The sequence below is a fragment of the Candidatus Thorarchaeota archaeon genome (genome assembly GCA_013388835.1).
GTDB lineage: Archaea > Asgardarchaeota > Thorarchaeia > Thorarchaeales > Thorarchaeaceae > JACAEL01.
This window is the reverse complement of the sequence record JACAEL010000012.1, coordinates 24,851-44,175: the sequence shown is the minus strand read 5'-3', so window position 1 is coordinate 44,175 and position 19,325 is coordinate 24,851. Positions and strand designations below refer to the sequence as shown.

The 19,325-nt window shown below is 54.3% G+C and carries 21 protein-coding genes; 9 read left to right on the top strand and 12 right to left on the bottom strand.

What is annotated here, in order from left to right; translation table 11 throughout:
* Positions 1–2: 2 nt before the first annotated feature.
* The gene (locus tag HXY34_01825; protein NWF94860.1) at positions 3–1,736 is read right to left on the bottom strand and encodes an aldehyde:ferredoxin oxidoreductase; all 1,734 of its coding nucleotides are present in this window, start codon (positions 1,734–1,736) and stop codon (positions 3–5) included.
* Positions 1,733–2,158: a 4Fe-4S dicluster domain-containing protein gene (locus tag HXY34_01820; GenBank protein NWF94859.1), complete on the bottom strand. Its 426-nt coding sequence runs from the start codon at positions 2,156–2,158 to the stop codon at positions 1,733–1,735. Before HXY34_01820 ends, HXY34_01825 begins: the two co-directional genes overlap by 4 nt.
* Positions 2,159–2,405: 247 nt before the next feature.
* On the opposite strand from HXY34_01820, the gene HXY34_01815 reads away from it, so the two are divergent.
* Positions 2,406–3,347, top strand: a complete 942-nt coding sequence (locus tag HXY34_01815; GenBank protein NWF94858.1) for a hypothetical protein — start codon at positions 2,406–2,408, stop codon at positions 3,345–3,347.
* 23 nt (positions 3,348–3,370) lie between these two features.
* On the opposite strand, the gene HXY34_01810 is transcribed toward HXY34_01815, so the two are convergent.
* The 4 genes from HXY34_01810 to HXY34_01795 form a co-directional block, all read right to left on the bottom strand.
* Positions 3,371–4,258, bottom strand: coding sequence for a 2-oxoacid ferredoxin oxidoreductase (locus tag HXY34_01810; protein NWF94857.1), 888 nt, complete (start codon positions 4,256–4,258; stop codon positions 3,371–3,373).
* A 12-nt stretch (positions 4,259–4,270) separates the two neighbouring features.
* A complete protein-coding gene (locus HXY34_01805; protein ID NWF94856.1) occupies positions 4,271–6,001 on the bottom strand; it encodes a 2-oxoacid:acceptor oxidoreductase subunit alpha in 1,731 nt (576 codons plus the stop codon).
* An 85-nt stretch (positions 6,002–6,086) separates the two neighbouring features.
* Positions 6,087–6,503: a ferritin gene (locus tag HXY34_01800; protein NWF94855.1), complete on the bottom strand. Its 417-nt coding sequence runs from the start codon at positions 6,501–6,503 to the stop codon at positions 6,087–6,089.
* Between the two features lie 35 nt (positions 6,504–6,538).
* Positions 6,539–7,513, bottom strand: a complete 975-nt coding sequence (locus HXY34_01795) for an EamA family transporter (GenBank protein NWF94854.1) — start codon at positions 7,511–7,513, stop codon at positions 6,539–6,541.
* A 148-nt stretch (positions 7,514–7,661) separates the two neighbouring features.
* On the opposite strand from HXY34_01795, the gene HXY34_01790 reads away from it, so the two are divergent.
* Complete coding sequence (locus HXY34_01790) at positions 7,662–8,201, top strand: hypothetical protein (protein NWF94853.1); 540 nt, start codon at positions 7,662–7,664, stop codon at positions 8,199–8,201.
* On the opposite strand, the gene tkt is transcribed toward HXY34_01790, so the two are convergent.
* The 3 genes from tkt to HXY34_01775 form a co-directional block, all read right to left on the bottom strand.
* Positions 8,184–10,196, bottom strand: coding sequence for a transketolase (tkt, locus tag HXY34_01785; protein NWF94852.1), 2,013 nt, complete (start codon positions 10,194–10,196; stop codon positions 8,184–8,186). The genes HXY34_01790 and tkt overlap by 18 nt on opposite strands.
* Positions 10,197–10,359: 163 nt before the next feature.
* Positions 10,360–11,307 (bottom strand): hypothetical protein, encoded by a 948-nt coding sequence (locus HXY34_01780; protein NWF94851.1) that lies wholly within the window; start codon positions 11,305–11,307, stop codon positions 10,360–10,362.
* Positions 11,308–11,457: 150 nt separating this feature from the next.
* Positions 11,458–11,703 (bottom strand): GNAT family N-acetyltransferase, encoded by a 246-nt coding sequence (locus HXY34_01775; GenBank protein NWF94850.1) that lies wholly within the window; start codon positions 11,701–11,703, stop codon positions 11,458–11,460.
* 75 nt (positions 11,704–11,778) lie between these two features.
* On the opposite strand from HXY34_01775, the gene HXY34_01770 reads away from it, so the two are divergent.
* From HXY34_01770 to HXY34_01760, 3 genes are all read left to right on the top strand, one after another.
* Complete coding sequence (locus tag HXY34_01770; protein NWF94849.1) at positions 11,779–12,150, top strand: hypothetical protein; 372 nt, start codon at positions 11,779–11,781, stop codon at positions 12,148–12,150.
* Between the two features lie 346 nt (positions 12,151–12,496).
* Entirely contained in the window at positions 12,497–12,907 is a 411-nt protein-coding gene (locus HXY34_01765) for a hypothetical protein (protein NWF94848.1), read from the top strand.
* A gap of 138 nt (positions 12,908–13,045) precedes the next feature.
* Entirely contained in the window at positions 13,046–13,339 is a 294-nt protein-coding gene (locus tag HXY34_01760; GenBank protein NWF94847.1) for a hypothetical protein, read from the top strand.
* A 91-nt stretch (positions 13,340–13,430) separates the two neighbouring features.
* Here the strand turns inward: HXY34_01760 and HXY34_01755 are convergent, their stop codons facing one another.
* Entirely contained in the window at positions 13,431–13,811 is a 381-nt protein-coding gene (locus tag HXY34_01755; protein NWF94846.1) for a superoxide reductase, read from the bottom strand.
* 42 nt (positions 13,812–13,853) lie between these two features.
* A complete protein-coding gene (locus HXY34_01750; protein ID NWF94845.1) occupies positions 13,854–15,401 on the bottom strand; it encodes a threonine synthase in 1,548 nt (515 codons plus the stop codon).
* 73 nt (positions 15,402–15,474) lie between these two features.
* Here HXY34_01750 and HXY34_01745 point away from each other — a divergent pair, with 73 nt between their 5' ends.
* Both HXY34_01745 and HXY34_01740 read left to right on the top strand, forming a co-directional pair.
* On the top strand, positions 15,475–16,041 hold the full coding sequence (locus HXY34_01745) for an ECF transporter S component (GenBank protein NWF94844.1): 567 nt from the start codon (positions 15,475–15,477) through the stop codon (positions 16,039–16,041).
* Positions 16,042–16,170: 129 nt separating this feature from the next.
* A complete protein-coding gene (locus HXY34_01740) occupies positions 16,171–17,439 on the top strand; it encodes a hypothetical protein (GenBank protein NWF94843.1) in 1,269 nt (422 codons plus the stop codon).
* Between the two features lie 41 nt (positions 17,440–17,480).
* Here the strand turns inward: HXY34_01740 and HXY34_01735 are convergent, their stop codons facing one another.
* A complete protein-coding gene (locus HXY34_01735; GenBank protein NWF94842.1) occupies positions 17,481–17,990 on the bottom strand; it encodes a ferritin family protein in 510 nt (169 codons plus the stop codon).
* Between the two features lie 69 nt (positions 17,991–18,059).
* Between HXY34_01735 and HXY34_01730 the strand changes: the two genes are divergently transcribed.
* Both HXY34_01730 and sufC read left to right on the top strand, forming a co-directional pair.
* On the top strand, positions 18,060–18,491 hold the full coding sequence (locus HXY34_01730) for a YbhB/YbcL family Raf kinase inhibitor-like protein (GenBank protein NWF94841.1): 432 nt from the start codon (positions 18,060–18,062) through the stop codon (positions 18,489–18,491).
* A gap of 63 nt (positions 18,492–18,554) precedes the next feature.
* Entirely contained in the window at positions 18,555–19,325 is a 771-nt protein-coding gene (gene sufC, locus HXY34_01725) for a Fe-S cluster assembly ATPase SufC (GenBank protein ID NWF94840.1), read from the top strand.

Below are 19,325 nucleotides of genomic sequence, written 5' to 3'. Positions count from 1 at the left end.
ACCTACGCCATCTTGTGTGCCTTCTGCCATGCGCCTATGGCCTCTGTCACATCCTTCTTGTCTATGTGTCCGTGAGGTGACAGTCGTTCCAGAAGCCGTGGTGGGGGCTCAAGTCTGCTGATGTCGAAGCCCTGCTGCACCTTGAACCGCATCCTTGCCTCGAAGGTCAACTCTGCCACTCTGCTCAGCTCCTCAAGAGTCCGCTCTTGGCCAATAGCCCTGAAGGAATCAATCACGACATCCGGTGTGAAGACCGGCCGAGCGAAGAGACATATGACCAGCGAGTTGAGTATGGCGCGCCAGTTGTCCTCCTTTGCAATTGCCTGCCCAATCTGTGTGGGCGTCATGGGACTGGCCAGAGCCTTCTCATCTAGACTGTAGCCTGCATTGTCTAGGTGACTGTGGCGGAGTCCGGCAAGTTGCCCAACCAGACTGGCAGGACCTGTGTGATAGCCAGCCGCTTCGTTGCCATTGAAATGCACTGCAAACTCGCTGCCTCCGTATCTATCTCCGAGTGCCTTCACACCTCGACCAGCGACCGTGTAGAACTCGTTAGGCGGTGAAGCGATATAGTCCATCATTTTGAGGAAGTCCTCTACATCTCCCCAGCGTGGTGATAGTCCCGCAAGGTCTCTTGCTGTGATCACGCCCTTGTTGAAGGCCTCCGTCGCCCAGCCCAATACGCCCCCGACACTCATGGCATCGAGTCCAAGCATGTCAGCTCTCTCGATGAGCTGGAGCAAGTCCGAAGTGTTACCTATGCCCAGATTCGAGCCGAGTGCGAAGATGGGTTCGTAGTCGTAGGGCACATAGACGGTCCCATAGTCACGACGCTGCGGGTCAAACTGGACTCGAAGCATTCCGATGTGGATACAGCCAATCGGGCACGGCACACACGAGTGCTTGCCGACCAGCACCTCGTCTGCAAAGCGCTCTCCGGATATGCCTTCTGCCCCCTCGAAGTGAGAAGAGCTGAAGTTGCGGGTGGGAAGCCCACGGAGCTCATTCAGTGCGAGGACGTTCTTAGAAGTGCCGAGGATGTCGTACTTGTCCATACGCCCCGTCTTGAGTACAAGGTCGTACACGCGCCTGTACATCTCTCTGTAGTCCTTTACCGATGGGACCACATAGCTGTGCGTGCCAGTGATCACAATCCCCTTCAGCATCTTGGCGCCCATGACACAACCAAGTCCGAGTCGCCCAAAGTGACGCACTGTGTCCACTACTACCATGGCATACCGTACTTGGTTCTCTCCCGCGACACCGATGCGGAGTATGCTGCGTCTTCCCTCTCCCGGTGCCTTCTCCTTCAGTATGCGTCCCGTAGCACGAGCTGACAGCCCCCAGAGCGCATGAGCATCTCTAAACTCGACATGGTCATCTTGAATGAGTAGGTAGTGCGGCTGGCTGAGTCTCCCTGTGATTATCACTGCGTCATGTCCTGCCAACCGCATTCCCATGCTCAGCTTTCCCCCAGCGTAGCTCTCTCCCAAGTCGCCTGTGAGCGGTGACTTGAACATGGCCACGGTCTTCGCACAGCAGGGGTAGTACATGTTGAATGGCCCTGTGGCAAGGATGATTGGGGAGTCTGCATATGCGGTCCCCGGGGGGCAGTTCTCGAGTAGGAGCTGGCTGGCCACGCCTACGCCTCCAATCCACTTCTGGAACAGCTCCTCTCGGTCCTGCACATGACTCGTCCGAGCCGAGAGGTCGATGTGGAGTACCCGTCCCGTCACTGCTTGCCCACCTCCTCCTTGACCAGAATCTTATGTGGGCACCATTCGACGCACTCGCCGCAGTGAACGCACACCACCGCCTTCTGCCTTGCCGAGTCGATGAATATCGCGCTGAGTGGGCATGCATCTGCGCACTTGCCACAGCCAACGCACTTCTGGCTGTTAATGATCACTCCTCCCCCTGGCCTCGGTTTCATCGCATCGTATTCGCACGCCCCAAGGCAGACTGGCTCCTTACACGCCCTACACATCACTATGACAAAGTTGCCGCCCGACCCTCCCGCTATGGGCGGCGGTGTCGTCTTGATACGCAGAGCTGCATGACCCAAGTCGACGTGCCCTGTGCGACGAGAACAGGCAAAGACGCACGAGAAGCATGAGATGCATCTCTCGACGTGGACAGGCCTCACGATGAATGTCACTATACTACGCTCCTATTGACCGCGCAACTCGTTGACTAACAGATTGACTCTCACTGTATCCAGGTGTAGGCGTGACCTGCTGGGACTATACAGAGGGAGAATATGTGCCTCTATACTCATTACCTCTCATTCAGTGCTCATTCTCAGTCTGCAGCATCCGGAGTCATGCAGTGATGTCAGACTTGTATGTGGTGCGACTGTAATGTAGAGTAAGTAGATAAGGTCTCACGGCGGCAGACTCCGTCACATGAACGAGTCGCCGATAGGTGCACCAGTCACGCTTCATGAGATGGTCTTCCGCAAGGCCCTGCCATGTCGTGTCCTGAGAGTGGACTGCAGTCTCTTTCCAACTGATACTTACATTCTGGAGTCGCAGAGCGCGCTTCGAATTCTATTGGAGCCCTGGTTGGTTGGAGGTTCATTGGCTGTGCTAGCTCGCCAGAGCAGTGTGGACTTTCTTCGTGTTGCCTACGAGACCTGCGAGGTCTTTCGCGACTCGAAAGTCGAGACCATCACAGAAGTCGTGCCTATGGCAGGGGCGCTCTACTACGGACTTGCTGAGGCATTCGAGAGCGTGTTCGGGGAGACCCCCAACAGATGCTTCGTCGGCGCCAGAAGGAGGCACACTCCCACCGGCTGGGCGACAGAACTGGCGTACAAGAACTTCGAAGCGATGCCATCTAGCCCACTGGTCCTCATAGGCGACACTATTGCCACGGGCGGCACAATTGAGAAGATAATCAGTGTCACGCTGGAACGGGCTCCTGACACTAGAGCCATCCTAGTATACTCGATTGCCGGTGGTGTCACTGGAGTCATTAGACTGAGACGCGTCAGGGAGCGGACCGGGGTGCCCATCTGCGTCTTTCTCTCAAATGCGGTGTTCGGCGTCGACTCCAACGGGACCGACATGCCCTGGTTGCATCCTGCAACGATTGTCACTCCTGAGAACAGGGCTAAGGCGGTTTCAAGTTACGGTTCAGATCTGGGAAGACGCTGGTGCAGTGTGTGGGACTGGGGAGAGCGAGCCAAGCAGCCGACGAAGCACCTCCGTGACCTCATTCGCAGGTGTGACATGGAACTCAACACCTGTACCGATGACAGGACTCGCAGAGTAGTCGGACACATTAGAGAACAGGCAGTCCAAGCACTGGGGAACTGGTCTGGTCTGCTGGCTCTCCGTCGTTGACCTCGGTGGACCATACGAGTCTTCTATGTGGCACTCTTCATGGAGCAAATCAGGGCTTCCAGCTTCTTCCAGTCCACCTCTCTCTGAAACAGAGGCCTCCTGTCCGTGTCATACACTCCCGACTCCTCCTCGAAAGTCGGTCGGTCAGGACTGACATACAGAACACCGAGTGGCAGTCTCTCTCTCTCAATCGCCTTCTGGAATGCAGAAACGCGGTCTGTGGGGTCGTAGGAGTCGGGCAGATAGTAAGTGTTGTCCTTGAACCATCGGAAGGTGTTGACCTTGTTGTAGGTGACACAGGGCTGAAACACATCAACTAGCGCGAAGCCCCGGTGCCGTATCGCCTTCTTGAGGATGTCCTTCGTCTGTTCTTGGTCGCCGATGAAGGCCCTAGCAACAAATGAGGCATTGAGCGATATCGCCAGCGCAAGAGGATTGAGGGGCTCGCTTGTGACGCCCTGACGGTCCGCGGGATGGAGGGGTGATGGTGTGCCCCTCCTGCTCGTAGGAGACGCCTGTCCCTTCGTGAGGCCGTAGACCATGTTGTCGTGGACGATGGCAGTTATGTCCGGATTACGCAGTATTGTGTGAACCAGATGGTTTCCTCCTTCACCGTACATACAGCCGTCTCCACTCTCGGCTATCACGGTCAGATGCGGATTGGATGCCTTAATCGCTGCTGCGGGTGGCAACGACCTCCCGTGAAGGCCATTGAAGACATTGACTCTGATGTAGTGGGGCATCTTTGCAGCCTGACCAATACCTGACACTAGTACGACTTCCTGCGGTCTCAGGCCCAGCTCTGCAAGTGCCTGCATCATGACTGTACGTATCTGATAGTTACCACAGCCCGGACACCAAGCAATGTCGTAGTTCACGCGGTCCATTATGTCAAATTCCTTCGACTCCATTCCGGTCAACTCCTATCTGTTGAGAAAGCCCACTACCTCCTCCACTGAGAATGGCATGCCGTCGTACTTCAGTAGTCTGTTGCTGTCAGGAACTCTGACGCCGGTCTCAAGATGTATGACCGCCGCGAACTGCGAGGTCGCATTGTTCTCTGCTATCATCACTTCGTCTGCATCACCAAGCATCCCCGCCACGCTCTCGTGGAGAGGGTAGACCTGTCTGAAGTGTAGCAGTCCCGTGTCTGTCCTCCCTGAGATCTCAAGCGCCTCACGCATGACGTGATAGTTGGATCCCCATGCTATGATCAGTCTATCTGGTTTCTTCGCTCCAGAGACCTCCGGCGGTAGCGAGTCCCGGCGTAGGAGTTCCATCTTCCTGTGCAGTCTCTTCCTGACCATCTCTGACCTGACACGAAGGTCTTCTGTGATGTGTCCGTCCTCATCGTGCTCGTCACTGTCAACGACGACCAGCCCAGCCCCGTGGCCTGGCACCCCTCTGGGAGACACCCCGTCGTGGGTCAGTCTGTACCTCCGATATGCATCATCGGTCTCAACCAAGTGCTTCTCCGTACTCATATCGGAGAGGTCAATCATCGGCACATTCCATGAGGAGTCAAGCAGGAACTGGTCTGTGAGGATGGCCACTGGGACTTGATACCTGTCCGCGAGATCAAAGGCGCGACGCGTCAGATGAAACGCATCATGAAGAGTGCCCGGTGCAAAGGCGGCTCTGGCAAACTCCCCATGGCCTGCATTGAGAAAGTGTTTCAAGTCTCCCTGCTCGGTCCTAGTGGGCAGTCCGGTCGCGGGTCCGGGTCGCTGCGCAAGATGTATCACAATGGGCGTCTCGGTCATACCTGCGAGACTGAGTCCTTCGTTCATCAGGGCAAATCCACCTCCAGATGTTGTGACTATCGCTCTGGCGCCAGCATACCATGCCCCAATGCCCTTGTTGATTGCAGCTATCTCATCCTCAGCTTGGTCTACCACTATCCCGAACTCCTGCGACCGTTGTGCCAAGAATGTCAGCACACCAGTTGATGGTGACATCGGATATGAGGACACAAAGTTGCATCCGCCTGCAATCGCGCCCAATGATACCGCGTCGGTACCACTCAGTATCAGTTCTTCCTTGACCGACTCCTCCCTGTCGATCTGAAAAATGAGGCCTTCACTTGTCAGTCGCTTTCCAACCATGACTCCTCTCTCATAGGCCTCCAGATTCTTCTGAACCACCTCTGGGCCCTTGGCTGCAAACCGCTCCGTCAAGTATGCTCTTCCCGCATCTCTATCGGCATTGAACAGTGTCAGGATGACTCCTGCAGCTATCGTATTGGAGTAGACCTTGCTCCCAAGCTCCCTCGCCATCTGTGTGAACTCGACCAAGTGGACTCTGTCACGCCTCTGGTACTCCTCCGGAACCGCCTCCGCTTCTCCGACTATTGCAGTTGATTCCTGAAGCCGTGAGTACTTTGCCAGATGCGGGATGGCCGTCCTGTCAAGCGGCACTGCAATGTCTGTCCTGAGGCAATACGCTGCAACCCTGTGTGACGACACTCTTACCTGCAGCGTGTTTGTACCGCCCCTGATGCGCGACATGAACTCTCTGGTCGTGAAGACATTGTTCCCAGAGTCCTTGAGGACTGTGGACAACATGCCACCCACAGTCTCGATACCCTGTCCTGCTGCTCCTGCTAGGACCACAGACACATCTCGTCTCATTCGTGCCAGCACCACAGGCCGCATCGGTCCCGTGACACTTAAGCATTGGCGAGTGGTCTGTCATCTATTCGCTGGTCTCGTCTTCATCTCTTGTGGGGCGGTGGAAGTGTCAGTCTTCAAGAAGCGTGCGAAAGACATAGTGGTGGTCTTCTTCGTCGCTCAGTATGTCTTGGAACAGCTCCCAAGTCACATAGTCCTTCTCATGCATTGCCTTCTCTATGATCTGCTTGTAGAATGCAATCGCTCCCTCTTCCGCCTTCATGTCAATCTCTATCATCTCACGGGGTTTCTTTCCCAGAGTTATCTCGGCGGGCTTGGTTGTGGGGTCTCCTCCAAGGTAGTCGATGCGCTCGGATATGCTCTCTGCGTGTTTCATCTCCTCGATTGCAATCTTTCTGAGCTCTTCTGCAATCGGAATGTGATTGAAGCCGTACACCTTGACATGCTGCCACATGTACTGAATGCTGACCTGAAGTTCCATGGACACCGCTCTGTTGAGCATCTCTATGAGTTCCTGTGACGCCATGTGTCGTATCACTTCTCCTCTATGTGGTGTGTGTCCTAGTGTATATCCTCCTTATGAATCGTGCCATCTGTGAGTGAACTACTGAGTTTCCTTGCTTGACTGAGTTGAAGCACAAGGACACTTATTGCCAAGACGCCAAGCCCTATCCACTCAGCCACGTCAGGCCACTCTCCTAGGAATATCACTGAGAGAACGGCAATCTGTGGGAGCATCATGCTGTTTATCATTGCGATGTCTACGGCCCTCAGAGCTTGCATCGCCCGGTTCCATATACTAAATGCAATTGCAGTATTGGCAACCGCCAGCCAGAGCACGGCAGTCCATGAATACGGACTCAGCGTGATAGTTCCTTCAGTCGCAAGCCCTACTAGGAGCAACAACGGTCCTCCCACAAGCATGCTGACTCCTGTCACGACAGTGGGCGATACGGTGCGCTTCTCGTTAATCTTCCGCCCCATTACGGACGACATTGCGTTGGCCAACACCCCCATGACCACCACGACGATTGCTAGTGTCTCAGTGAAGTCTATCTCCACCGGGTAGAAGTAGACTAGTACTCCAAGGACTGCGATTAGGACAGTCAATATCTGCAGCGCGGATGGCCGTTCGCCAAGCTTCACCGCCCCCATGACAAGAACTACAACCGGTGTCATGTTGAGAAGCATTGATACTGTCACTGCCTGAAGATACCTGAGTCCCACATATTGAGCGCCCTGTGTGACTCCGACGAACACGATGCCATATAGAACCACCATCGCCCAGAAACGACTACCTTTGCTGGCAGTGACTTGAACACGCAGACTCTCGTTGTTCACAATCCACAGCATCAGTATGATGGATGCAATCGTATATCGTAGACCAGAGAAGACCATCGGTGGCATCACAGTCAGACCGAACTTGATTATCACCCAAGAGGAGGACCAGAGGACTGTGACAAAGACTGCCATTAGGACTGCCTGCAAATGATGTCTCACAGCTGTTCCTGCCTCCTGAGTACTCTCAGTATTCATGGTCTTCTCATCCCGATAGGTCGCCTCGATTCATTACGGTCTGCGCTCCACACGCTTGAGCGGTGCATGGTGACGAGCTGTTGAAGAATCCTTCGACCGAATAGCATAGATTGATCCAGCTCATCACAATTGCCTGAGGAATCCTCGAATGCCATTCACTCCATATCACCTCGGCCCTGGACTCCTTGTTGGTCTCTGTCTCTTCTCAGTGCTTGACCTGACCGGACTCCTCATTGGCAGTGTGATTCTCGATGTAGAGCCACTCCTGGTGATAACTCTCAACTGGCCACTTCCACTTCACGGACTCGCTCACACATATCTAGGTGCAACTGCAGTTGGTACAGTCACCACGGTGGTCCTCTATCTCATGCAGCGTCCTCTCAGTTCAATAACATCCACGCTCCTCCCGCACTCAGTGTCATCCTTCCATAGACTGTTCTTCTCAGTGCTGCTTGGAGCCTATATGCATGTGTTCTTGGACTCCCTCCTATACCCGGAGATGAATCCTCTCTTTCCAATCCTCGGCAATCCGTTCCTTGGGCTCATCAGTTCGCAGACTGTATCTGCCATATGTCTCTGGTCCGGAGCCGCCGGCTCTGTGCTGTATCTTGTGTTCCGAGTTCGTGAAATGGGGCCTTGGCACAAGCCCGGAGACACCAATCCAATGTCCTCAGGTGCGGTCCAGTAGCACCCGGGCGCGCTGTACTATGCTGTCCACGCTGTAGCCGTACTTCTCAAACAGCACATTGAATGGTGCCGAGCTGCCGAACTTCTCTATCGATATGATATCTCCTAGCTCACCTGTCCATCGCTCCCATCCCTGGGAGACACCTGCCTCCACAGCGAGCCGGGCTGTGACCTGAGGAAGCAGAACGCTGTCTTGGTATTCCTCTTCCTGTCTCTCAAACAGCTCCCAGCTGGGCATGGACACCACTCTGGTGTTGACTCCCTCCTTATAGAGCTGCTCCGCTGCTTTCACGACTAATGCGACTTCTGAGCCAGACGCAATCAGGATCAGACTTGGCTCTCCATTTCCGAAGTCCCTGAGTATGTATGCGCCTCTTACCAGCCCCTTTGCATCGTTGTACAGAGACCTATCAAGCGTGGGTACGTTCTGACGTGTCAGGGCTATGAGCGTGGGACCATCCCGCCTCTCGATTGCTACCCTCCATGACCATGCCACCTCATTTGCATCCGCTGGTCGAATCACCACTAGGTTGGGTATCGCACGGAGGGATGACAGATGTTCAATGGGCTGGTGTGTGGGACCGTCTTCTCCCAGACCGATGCTGTCATGCGTGAATATCCAGATGGACGGATAGCCCGAGAGTGCAGACAATCGAATGGACGGTCTCATGTAGTCGGAAAAGACCAGGAACGTCGCGCAATAAGGTCTGAGTCCGCCATGGACCGCCAAGCCATTGACAATCGCTGCCATTGCATGCTCTCGTACTCCAAAGTGGATGTTTCGTCCATCGTACGAGTCCCTACCGAAGGCGCGACTTGTCTTGATCCATGTCTGGTTCGACTCGGTGAGGTCCGCCGACCCTCCAATCAACTCTGTGAGCCTCTGTGCAAGGGCATTGATTACCTTGCCTGACGCCGTTCTTGTGGCCAGTCCCTTCGCATCCGTCGGAAACACCGGGATGTCGGCTTGCCAGCCCTCTGGAAGCGTCGCGGAGAGTCTTCGCTCAAGTTCCCTTGCCAGGTCTGGATAGTCCCGTCTATAGGCGTCCAGCATTGCCCTCCATCTTCTCTCCAGCTCTTGTCCCTTCTTTCCCACCTCTCTCATGTGCTTCAGGACTTCCTCCGGCACATGGAATGGTCTGTCAGTAGGCCAACCAAGACGCTGTTTGGCGCCTTTCAGTTCTTCTTCTCCAGCGGGTGCGCCGTGACAGGCTGCCGTGTCCTGTTTCGTTGGCAGACCGTATCCTATGTGTGTCCTGCAGAGTATGAGCGAAGGTCGCGGGTCGTTCTTGGCCTGCGTGATTGCCGCGTCAACCGCATCGACATCATTTCCGTCAGGGACCGTGACCGTATGCCAGCCGAATGCAGCGAAGCGTGTGGCGACAGACTCGGTAAAGGTCAATTCCGTACTGCCGTCAATGGAGATCCTGTTGTCATCATAGAGCAGTATCAGCTTTCCCAGTCTGAGATGCCCCGCCAAAGATGCGGCCTCTGAAGATATCCCTTCCATGAGGTCCCCGTCCGTGACCATGGCGTATGTACAGTGGTCTACCACTCGATGACCTTCTCTGTTGAAGACCGCGGCGAGATGGGCTTCCGCAATTGCCATGCCGACTGCGTTGCCCAGTCCCTGTCCTAGTGGTCCTGTAGTCACCTCTACTCCGGGAGTCTTGCCGAACTCCGGGTGCCCTGGCGTGATGCTGTTCCACTGGCGGAAGTTGACTATGTCGTCGAGAGTGATATCGTATCCTGTGAGGTAGAGAAGAGCGTACAACAGCATAGAACCGTGTCCACCCGAGAGAATGAACCTATCCCGGTCTGGCCACAGCGGGTCTCTGGGATTGAACCTAAGATGCCTGGTCCACAGCGCGTATGCCATAGCAGCTGCCCCCATGGGCATTCCCGGATGGCCTGAGTTCGCCTTCTGGACGGCATCAGCTGAGAGAAACCTGATTGTGTTGATAGTGCGGTCCTGCAGCTCGTCGGGTCCTGACATCTGTCTGCGCTCCTGGAGTGCTACTCCGGCGGGTGCAGTTGCCCCGCTTAAACTCGTCGCTTCTCCAGACCGCTCGTCCTGAGGTGGGACGGACAGTGCCTCAAAGAAACAGAAAAAGAGAGGAGGAGCGGAGGTGAAGACACCTCTGCTCCCGTCTAGTGATCTATCTCCTGTGCTTTACAATGGCTATCACAGCAATCACTACTGCAACGCCGCCCACAACCATGAGCGTGTTTGCGTCAAGTGGGAGTGCACTCCCCGTGCTCTCGATCCCAAGAGTCGGGTCGTAGACGAGTGTCTCGTTACCGAAGTTCTCGAAGGCAAGGTAGACTGATTCGCCCGCCTCAGCACCTGTTCCCTCTCCATGTGAAGCCTTGACTTCTATCTGGTTCTGGGCTGCCAGAGCTACGGGCTCATATTCCATGTAGCCATTGCCGAACTTGAACTTGGTCGACTCCTGGTAGAAGCCACCCGGTTTCTGAGTGCCCTGGTTCTGACCATGGTCACTCTGAGTAACTGTGAACTGGAAGACGAGCAGTGAGGTGTCGTATGTCCAGTCCCACCCAGATATGATCAGGTCGAACTTCATCTCATTGGCCTTGGTCAAGTCGATGTGGACACGTATCTGGACAGTCACATCAAAGGGGTCAAGATGAGGCAGGCTGCCGTACGCGCCGCCAGCTCCACCCGGTCTTGGAATGTAGTTCTCAGTCCTTGTGAAGTTGAAGTGCACGGCTGTTGCATTGCCGTCTATCTCGTCCACCTTGAAGCCACTGAACTCCCAGTCGGCAGTGGGAAGCACGAACGGTGGGCCAATCATCCTATCGGTGTCCTTGGTGAATGCACCATCCCCATTGGTGTCGTTGGCCTCGAAGAGCTTGACGAACATGACATGGTAGTCAGTGTTCGTGGCATTGGGGTCCCACCAGTGAAAGTGCGGGACCTCTCCTACACCGGTAATCCGGATTGACAGGTCGTCAGTCTCAAGCGTCACTACACCTGCAGTGTGCTTGTACTGGATTCTGTTCCCATCCGCTGCGACCATCGGGATAGCAGCCCCGATAATCATCAGCGCGAAGAGTGCGAGTGTGATTCTGGTTGTGTTGTCCATGTGATCACCGACAAACCCACTGCCTGAGTCTTAATAGCCACTCTTAGACACAGAACCACGCAGTGGATTATTCCGAGTGCCGGGACTGTCCACTTTCGCCAGAAACGGTTTATGAACCCTTCAAAAGATTAAGCAGCTCCGTATCCACCACTATGGTGCTTCTCCAACACGCGCCCCAGGTGGATACTTCTCCAAGAACTCCTCCTTGAGAATGTCCATCGCGACAAAGTCGACAAAACGACCCTCTGTGAACATTGCCTGCCTGAAGATGCCAGCCCTCTTGAATCCAGCCCTCTCGTATGCTTTCTGAGCACGAGCATTCGTTGCCAGTGTTAACAGGTACCCGGAGTTCAGGTTCTTCAGACTCTGGACGTGACTTCCGCAACCGAATACCAAGAGTCGTCATGCTTTTATGTCAGCGTGACTCCTACCAAACCCCAAGTCCATGAAAATGGACAGGAGACTGGAGATATGCAACTAGAACTACTCCTTGGTGGACTGCTGATGATTGTGGCGATTTTCATCATAATCTCCATAATCATCTATGCAATCTTCCTCGGCATCGCACTCGGTTTTGTCAACGGCACAAACCGAGAACTTGGAACCACCTTTGTCACGGCGCTTGGGATGGCACTCCTTGGATGGATTCCACTACTTGGCTGTGTCATATCGTGGTACCTGATAAAGACCCGTCATGGTGTTGGTTGGGGCGGTGCAATTGTCGCATGGCTTCTGTGTATGATCATCTCAGCGATAGCATTCTTCGTTATTCTTCTCCTCATACCCGGTGGCCTTGCAATTCTGTTTGGAGCTCTGATGCCAACTACGTTCACATTCCCGTGATAGTTGGTTCCAGCACTCGAGTTAGAACGGAGTAACTCAACAAGTGGCAGTGAAGGAAGGCGGTTCTGCGGCGGCAGACGCACGGTCATGTGCTGAAGTCCTGGACGACCCGACAAGAGGTCGCCTCGTATTCAATAGCACGGCGCTCGTTCGCCATCCCGTGAGTTTCCTCAAGCAGGTCGGTCCATTCCTAACTGCCCATCATCCTTTTTGCACGAACTTTTCTGAACACACCTTCCAATTCAGAGGAAGGACTTGGTGCACAGGTTGCTTTTTCAACACCATTTCTTTCGTTTCTACTTCTGTGTTGATTCTCCTCACTTGGCTTGTATGCCCGAAGCTAGCCATGTCTCTCCCTCTCTTCTGGGTTGGCCTGTCTGCAGTCGCTCTGTCCTTTGTTCTGAGTATGACCCATCTCACTGACAGACATCGAATCAAGGTCGGAGCCAAACTGCTACTCGGTTCGGGATTTGCAGGTGTTTCCTTCTCGTTGCTGCTTCGTGGTGGTGACATCTGGTACGCCATCGATGTAAAGGTCCTAGCCATCTTCACACTCTACCTTGTCGCGGTGACTCTACTCAATGGGAAACGTCTCTTAGAGATGACTCGTGAATGCGAGGCCTGTGACTACAAGATGCGATGGAGCAAGTGTCCAGGATTCAGAAGTCTGGTCTGTCGTCTTGTTGAGGGCGGCTTCCTGTATGCCAAGGTCCGACCGGAACGAGTACCCCCCACAGACGAAGACCCCCTCTCCTAGACTGCGTTCTGTGCTGCGAAGGTGTCCTTCGAGAGATGCGATTCCCTCTGTCAGTCTCGCAATGCATGGCAATGAGAGTCCCAATCCACCGGCTGCTCTGTTCTGATACGAATCGACTCTGCGATGGGTGGTTCACAGTTGCCGTCAATGTCACACTTGGCGGAAAGATTAACTGTGCCAATCGCGTATAGTATGCCTGACACCCCCTTGAAGGAAGTCACGGTCACAGGCATTGTTCGGAAACACATCAATCGGTATGTCGTATGGACGGATGATAGACATCAATACACACTGTCCGCGATAATGCCCTACGCTGCAGTTTCTCCCGACCATGACTCGGGAAAGTATGCGGTCTTCGTGGGGAAACGAGTGCGCGCCTCCCGACTACTCGATGGAAGCACACTGTGGAATGCGCATCTTGAGGCGGTCTGAGCTGCGCAGTGATTGGCGAACACTTGTTCTCTGAGCACCGGAACTGAATACGGGGACTGCAGCACGTCGTGCAGTCCCGTGAGAGAGGTGTCTATGCCTTGAGTTCCATCTCGCTCTTCCATAGCCCATGTATGTTGCAGTAGGCTGTGGCCATCAATGTACCTGACTTCTGAGTCTTGAACGCGAAGACGGTATGGGGCTCCGAATACATCTTGCTGGTGTCCGCTCCCTGTACCGACTCCCCGTGGTGGTCGAATGTACAGTACCCGACTTCGACCGGGAACTTCTCTCCCTCTGCCCAGAAGAACAGGTCGCACCACTTGATGTGATGTGCAGTAGTGTTGGGGTGTGGAATCTCCTTTCCCACAGTGATAGTGATATGATAGAGATCCTGCCCCTTCTTCTCGACACTGATGACCGGTACATGCTTCTCCTTCTTGAAGTCGTCTGTCTGCATCCAGTTCTTTGACATCTATCTTCGGCCTCTTCTCGCTCTTAGGCAGACATCATCTGCCTAGTCCTGACATTGTTCATGGTCTGATAAAACACTTCGCCTATGGGCTGCAGTGCCCTCTCTTGAGAGTTCCGACAACTGCCTCGCAACTGACCATCCCGTGTCGGTAAGCCCGTAGTAGTGCCGAGTCCTCTTGTCATAGCTTCTCTCAGTACGGACAACATGTACCAGTCCGCCCCTTCTGAGTTCCGAGAGGTGCTGGTAGACACTTGGTATTCGCACAGCGATTCCACGCTCCCTGCTCATTCTCTTCCAAAGCTCGTAGCCATATGACTCGCCAGCCATCAGGATCTGGAGTATGACCTGCTTGGTCCTACCAATCTCGGTTGTGTAACTTCGTCCCTCGTATCTGCCCAGCAGGTCTTCAAGCTGTGGCCTGCCCTTGACGAGGCTTCGTGCAATCTCCGGGTACTTCAGCCCCATCCCGGTGACCACGCAAACCACACTGTCAGACCGGTCTATCTGGCCGCTGGCCAGCATATCACTGAGTGCCGCGATAGTGGTTGCGGATGCAGGCTCGACAAAGACGCCCTCACGCTTCGCAAGCAGCCCGATTGAAGCAAGAGTGTCTCTGTCCGACACGCTCAGGGCGAGCCCACCTGACTCTCTTATTGCCTTGAGTGCATCAGTGCCACACAGAGGTTCTCCAACGGCAATGTCTAGGGCTATCGTGGAGCCAGCATCGCACGTCATCACCTCTCTCGAGCCAGCCACAAACGACTGTACTATCGGCTGACAGCCCTTCGTCTGGACGCCAACAAGCCTTGGTAGATGGCCGCCAATCAGACCCAGTTCGGTGAGTTCACGCAGAGCCTTCCAGATTCTGGAGATGTGTCCCCCGCTGCCCATCGGGACGACAAGCCAGTCGGGTAATTCCCAGCCGCACTGTTCAGAGATCTCGAACGCGGTTGTGCGTACTCCCTCAAGGAAGTTGGGATTGACAGGGAGAACCGGATGCCATCCGTCCCCAAGGCTCTCGGCTCTCTTCTCGCCATCCTCACGTTCTCCCACAATCTCGAGTTCCGGACCGTATGCCAGTATCTGGTAGAACTTTCCCACATCAACGCTGTCGCCATGAGCGAAGAACACCTTGGTCCTGATGCCGGCTCTTGCTGCGTACGCAACCAGTGAGACCGCCAAGTTACCTGTCGAACCACAGCTCAGTCCGCCCACTCCGTTCTCCCGAGCCACAGAGACCTCGACAGACATCCCCCTGTCGAGAAACGCCCCCGTCGGATTCATGGTCTCGTCCTTGAGGCTAAGCTGACTCAAACCGAACTCGTCTGCGAGTCGTATGCACCTGTGAAGAAATGTCCCTCCCTCTCCCAGAGAAACTCTCATCTCCGGGTTTCTGAGAGGTAGAATCTCTTCGTACTTCCACAGTCCGGGTCTCCTTCGTTCCAGAACATCTCGAGTCAGATACTCCTTGGCTGTTTCAAGGTCATATCTCACATTGAGACTGCTGCCGCATCTGTCGCAGCGGCGTGCTCTTGGGGAACTCGGGAATCGCCCACAAGTGCTACACTGGAGCCCTTCTGCAAGCGACATTTGTGCAGCCTATATATAGGCTCGAACTTATATATACAAGGGCCCAGTCGCCGCACATGGAAGAGTGATATGGATGAGCCTAAGGGCACTTGGTCCGCTGAGTTACACCACCGGAATTGTACTAGTCGCAATCATGACCGGTCTGACAACAGTTGCGACTGTTGTGATTGCCATTCCATTTCCTTGGGGCGGGTACCTGAACTTTGGTGATGTGCTGGTCATGCTTTCAGGCATGGTCCTTGGACCCGTGGGCGGGTTGTTTGCCGGTGGGGTGGGGTCTGCAATGGCCGACATTGCTCTGGGCTACCATATGTTTGCACCAGTGACTCTAGTTTCTAAGGGGACAGAAGGCCTAGTCGTGGGCTACTTCAGTCTCAAGTCTAGTACCCCTAGCCGGCTCACCAAGTGGGATCTGCTAGGTATCGTTCTTGGAGCGTGTGCTATGCTCACAGGGTACTTTGTCGCCGAGGTGTTCCTTCTCGGAATTGAGCCTGCAGTGGCGGAACTCGTCCTTGTCAACAGTATTCAGGTGACAGTAGGTGGCACCTTCACCGCTGCCTTCGGTCCCAGGATTCGTTCACTCGTCACTGATTCTCTACATGGACCGCCTGAGGAAGACATGCCAGACAGCTCGCAGTGAGCCCTTCTGAAGTGTCTGGTGTCCGGTTGGTCAGAATTGTTTATCTGTGGCTTGTTACCATTCTCCTCTACTCATCAACTGGTACTCCACGCCAACAAGATACGGGATGACCTAGCCATGACCGACCGAATGAGTTTAACAATTGACCGTCACATACTCGACGAGCTCAATGCATTCCTGACTAGTGCGGACAACCCACTTGTGAATGGCCTGCTTGGAATCATTGACAAGTATGGCGGTGTTGAAGAGATCAACAGGCGCGCGACCGAAGCCCGACGACTTGACGTGTTGATGAAGAAGTTGGAGGCAAAGAAGTCGCCGTTCGTGCGCGACCTGACATGGCTTCAGGAGCAGCGAGATAATGACGCCTTCATATCAGTCCCTGAGTACCGACGCAAGGTGCTCGGTGAACGTGCTGAGAGTTTCAAGTCTGATGACTCGTTTGCCGTGACCCTTGAGATTAGCGCCTGTCAGTACTTCCCATGGTTGATTGAGGAGGCCAAGACCTCGATAGCGAATCAAGACTTGATGCCTGGACGGTTCATCCGTGTACGCAACATGGCTGAACAGACTGCCGATGACCATGTGCTTGCATTTGCTGCGGGCATGCAGATTGTCGGCTCCTCCTATGTTGAGACACTCGACACTAGGGGAACCAAGCCCGGTCCTGACGGTGCACCGGCCAACGTACATCTCGGTGGTCCAGAGACCATAACGGGCTACTTTGGTGGTGTTGGAATGCCAAATGACTTCCCACTGAAGTGGGCGGACGAATACCTGCATTACTACACAACATACGGAGTCAAGCAGGTTCTGAATGTCAACCCAGGGAGCGTCCTAATAGGTTACATGATGCACAAACTGGGCATCGACATGGAGTTCAAGATCTCTGTCTACATGGGAAATGACAATCCCTTCGCCTGTCTGTGGACTCTCATGACCGCGAAGCTATTCAGTCGTCCGGACGGCACAACCCCTCTCATTGGCTTCAATCTGTCCAACAGCGTAAACAATGAGACAATAGAGCTAGCCGCTCAGGTGCGAAAGTGGTTTGGCTTTGAGGATGTTGTGCGTCTGGAACACCACATAACTGAGACATACAAGAGCATAGTACGGCAGCCCTACGACCGACTGCCGGAACTAATCAAACTGGCCGACCATGTCCGAAACGTCAGCGCGAAACACGAGGGCGGTCCTCCTGATGTGGAAGTCACGCGGGAGCACAGGAGCGACATCTTGGACTACTTCAGAGCGAAGTCCGAGATCGAGGCTGCTGGACACATGCCTCTGCTACTGCAGAACTACCTCGATAAGCATGCAGCAGTTAACCGGACCGCTAGAGAGCTCACCAAGCACGGTCTCACATTCATTGCGGCGCCCCTATTGCACAGGACCTGACAGTAGACACTTGCGGGGGTACTCCCTCCCTCGTGCTCGTCTTACATCCAGGGTTGGAAGTGCTTGTCGTACAGCTCCTGTAGACGGTCCTTGTGCTGGTTCTCTTCCTTCGCGAGGGTCTCAAAGACTCCCCTGTGAGAGGCGTTTCCAGTGAGCTCTGACAACGACTTATAGAAGTTGAAAGAAGCCTCCTCTCGCTTCATGGCTATGATGAGCAGCTCCTGAGGAGTGGCCGAGGGCGCCAACGGAATGTCAAGAAGGTACTTGTTCAGGTCTCTTCTCTCCAGCTCTTCCATTGTACAACCAAAAGTGTCGCACACATCGCCTTTGAGAGCCTTCATTAGCTTCTCCTTGTGTTTGACCTCTTGCTTCGCCAGTTCCTTCAGCAGCTTTGCGGATGAGGTCAGTTCTGCCTTCTTGGCAGCCTCGGTGTAGAACTCGTATGCCTCTTCTTCTCTCTCTATTGCAAGAGAGATCAGCTTCTCAAACGATTCCTGTACTGTCGTCAATGGCATCCCGCTCAGAACTACTTGCCCGCGGCCTATAAGCATGGTGATTCGTCTCCTTGGTGGAAGACATAAGTACCTCCTCCGTGTCTATTATTCAGTGGAGGTCTAGTCATGCGCATATGGAGCGACGACTTCAAGGATGGGCAACCTATTCCCGACAAGTGTGCCTATCGCAGGGACAACCGTAGTCCACATCTGGCATGGGATGGAGTCCCGGAGGGAACGAAGAGCCTTGCCCTGCTATGCAACGACCCAGATGCACCTGTCGGTGACTGGATTCACTGGCTGGTCCACGGTATACCTCCCGATGTGACTTCCATACCAAGCGGAGGTCCCGTCCCCGGTCATCTTGTCAAGAATGACTTCGGCATCACGGAGTGGGGCGGTCCTGCACCACCTTCCGGTACTCACAGATACTTCTTTACGCTGTACGCCCTCAAGGTTCCGAAGCTGGAGTCTGTCAGCAAGAAGAACTTCAGAGAACTCTGCGAAGCCAACGCGCTCTCCAAGGCGAAGATCATGGGGACTTACACAAAGAAGTGAGTCCATGGTCTAGACAATACGCATAAGTGCGCAACGCCTAGCAGTATCTACCAAGTGTGATCGATGTCTGAAAAGCCTCTGTTGGAGACCTGTGGCCTGCGCGTAGAAGTAGCTGGCATCCCAATCCTACGGGGAGTGGACCTGAAGTTTGAGAGAGGAAAGGTATACGCGATTCTTGGTCCAAACGCATCTGGAAAGTCAACCCTGGCAAAGGCAGTCATGGGTCTCCCTGAGTACGAGGTGAAGAGCGGAGACATCCTCATGAATGGGGAGTCTATCCTGAGGAAGAGCATAACTGAGCGAGCGAGGATGGGGGTCTCCTATGCATTCCAGACGCCGCCCGTAATCCCAGGCGTACAGCTTCAGGAGTTCATCTGCAAGATATGTCCGGACTATGCATGTGTGGAGCCGCGAGCGGGTCTGATGGGCGACTCATGTGGATGCAGGCCCGAACTCTTTGAAGACTTCAGCAGGCTTGGAATCGCGAATCTGGCAGGGCGTGACTTGAACGACGGTTTCTCAGGCGGTGAGTCGAAGCGGAGTGAGCTGTTCCAAGTGCTGTCGATGCGTCCGAAGATAATGTTCCTCGATGAACCAGACAGCGGACTGGACTACGACTCGCTGAAGACTGTTGGTCGTGAGCTGAGAGCCATCCGTGAGAAGGGTGGTACTACCATGGTAATCATCAGCCACCACCGATACATCCTTGAGTTCGTAGAGGTGGACACGGTGTACATCCTGCAGAACGGAAGACTGGCCTTCGTTGGCGACATGAGCATAATTCCACAGATTGAGGCGAAGGGCTACGAGCGGTTCTTGATGGAGGCATCTTGA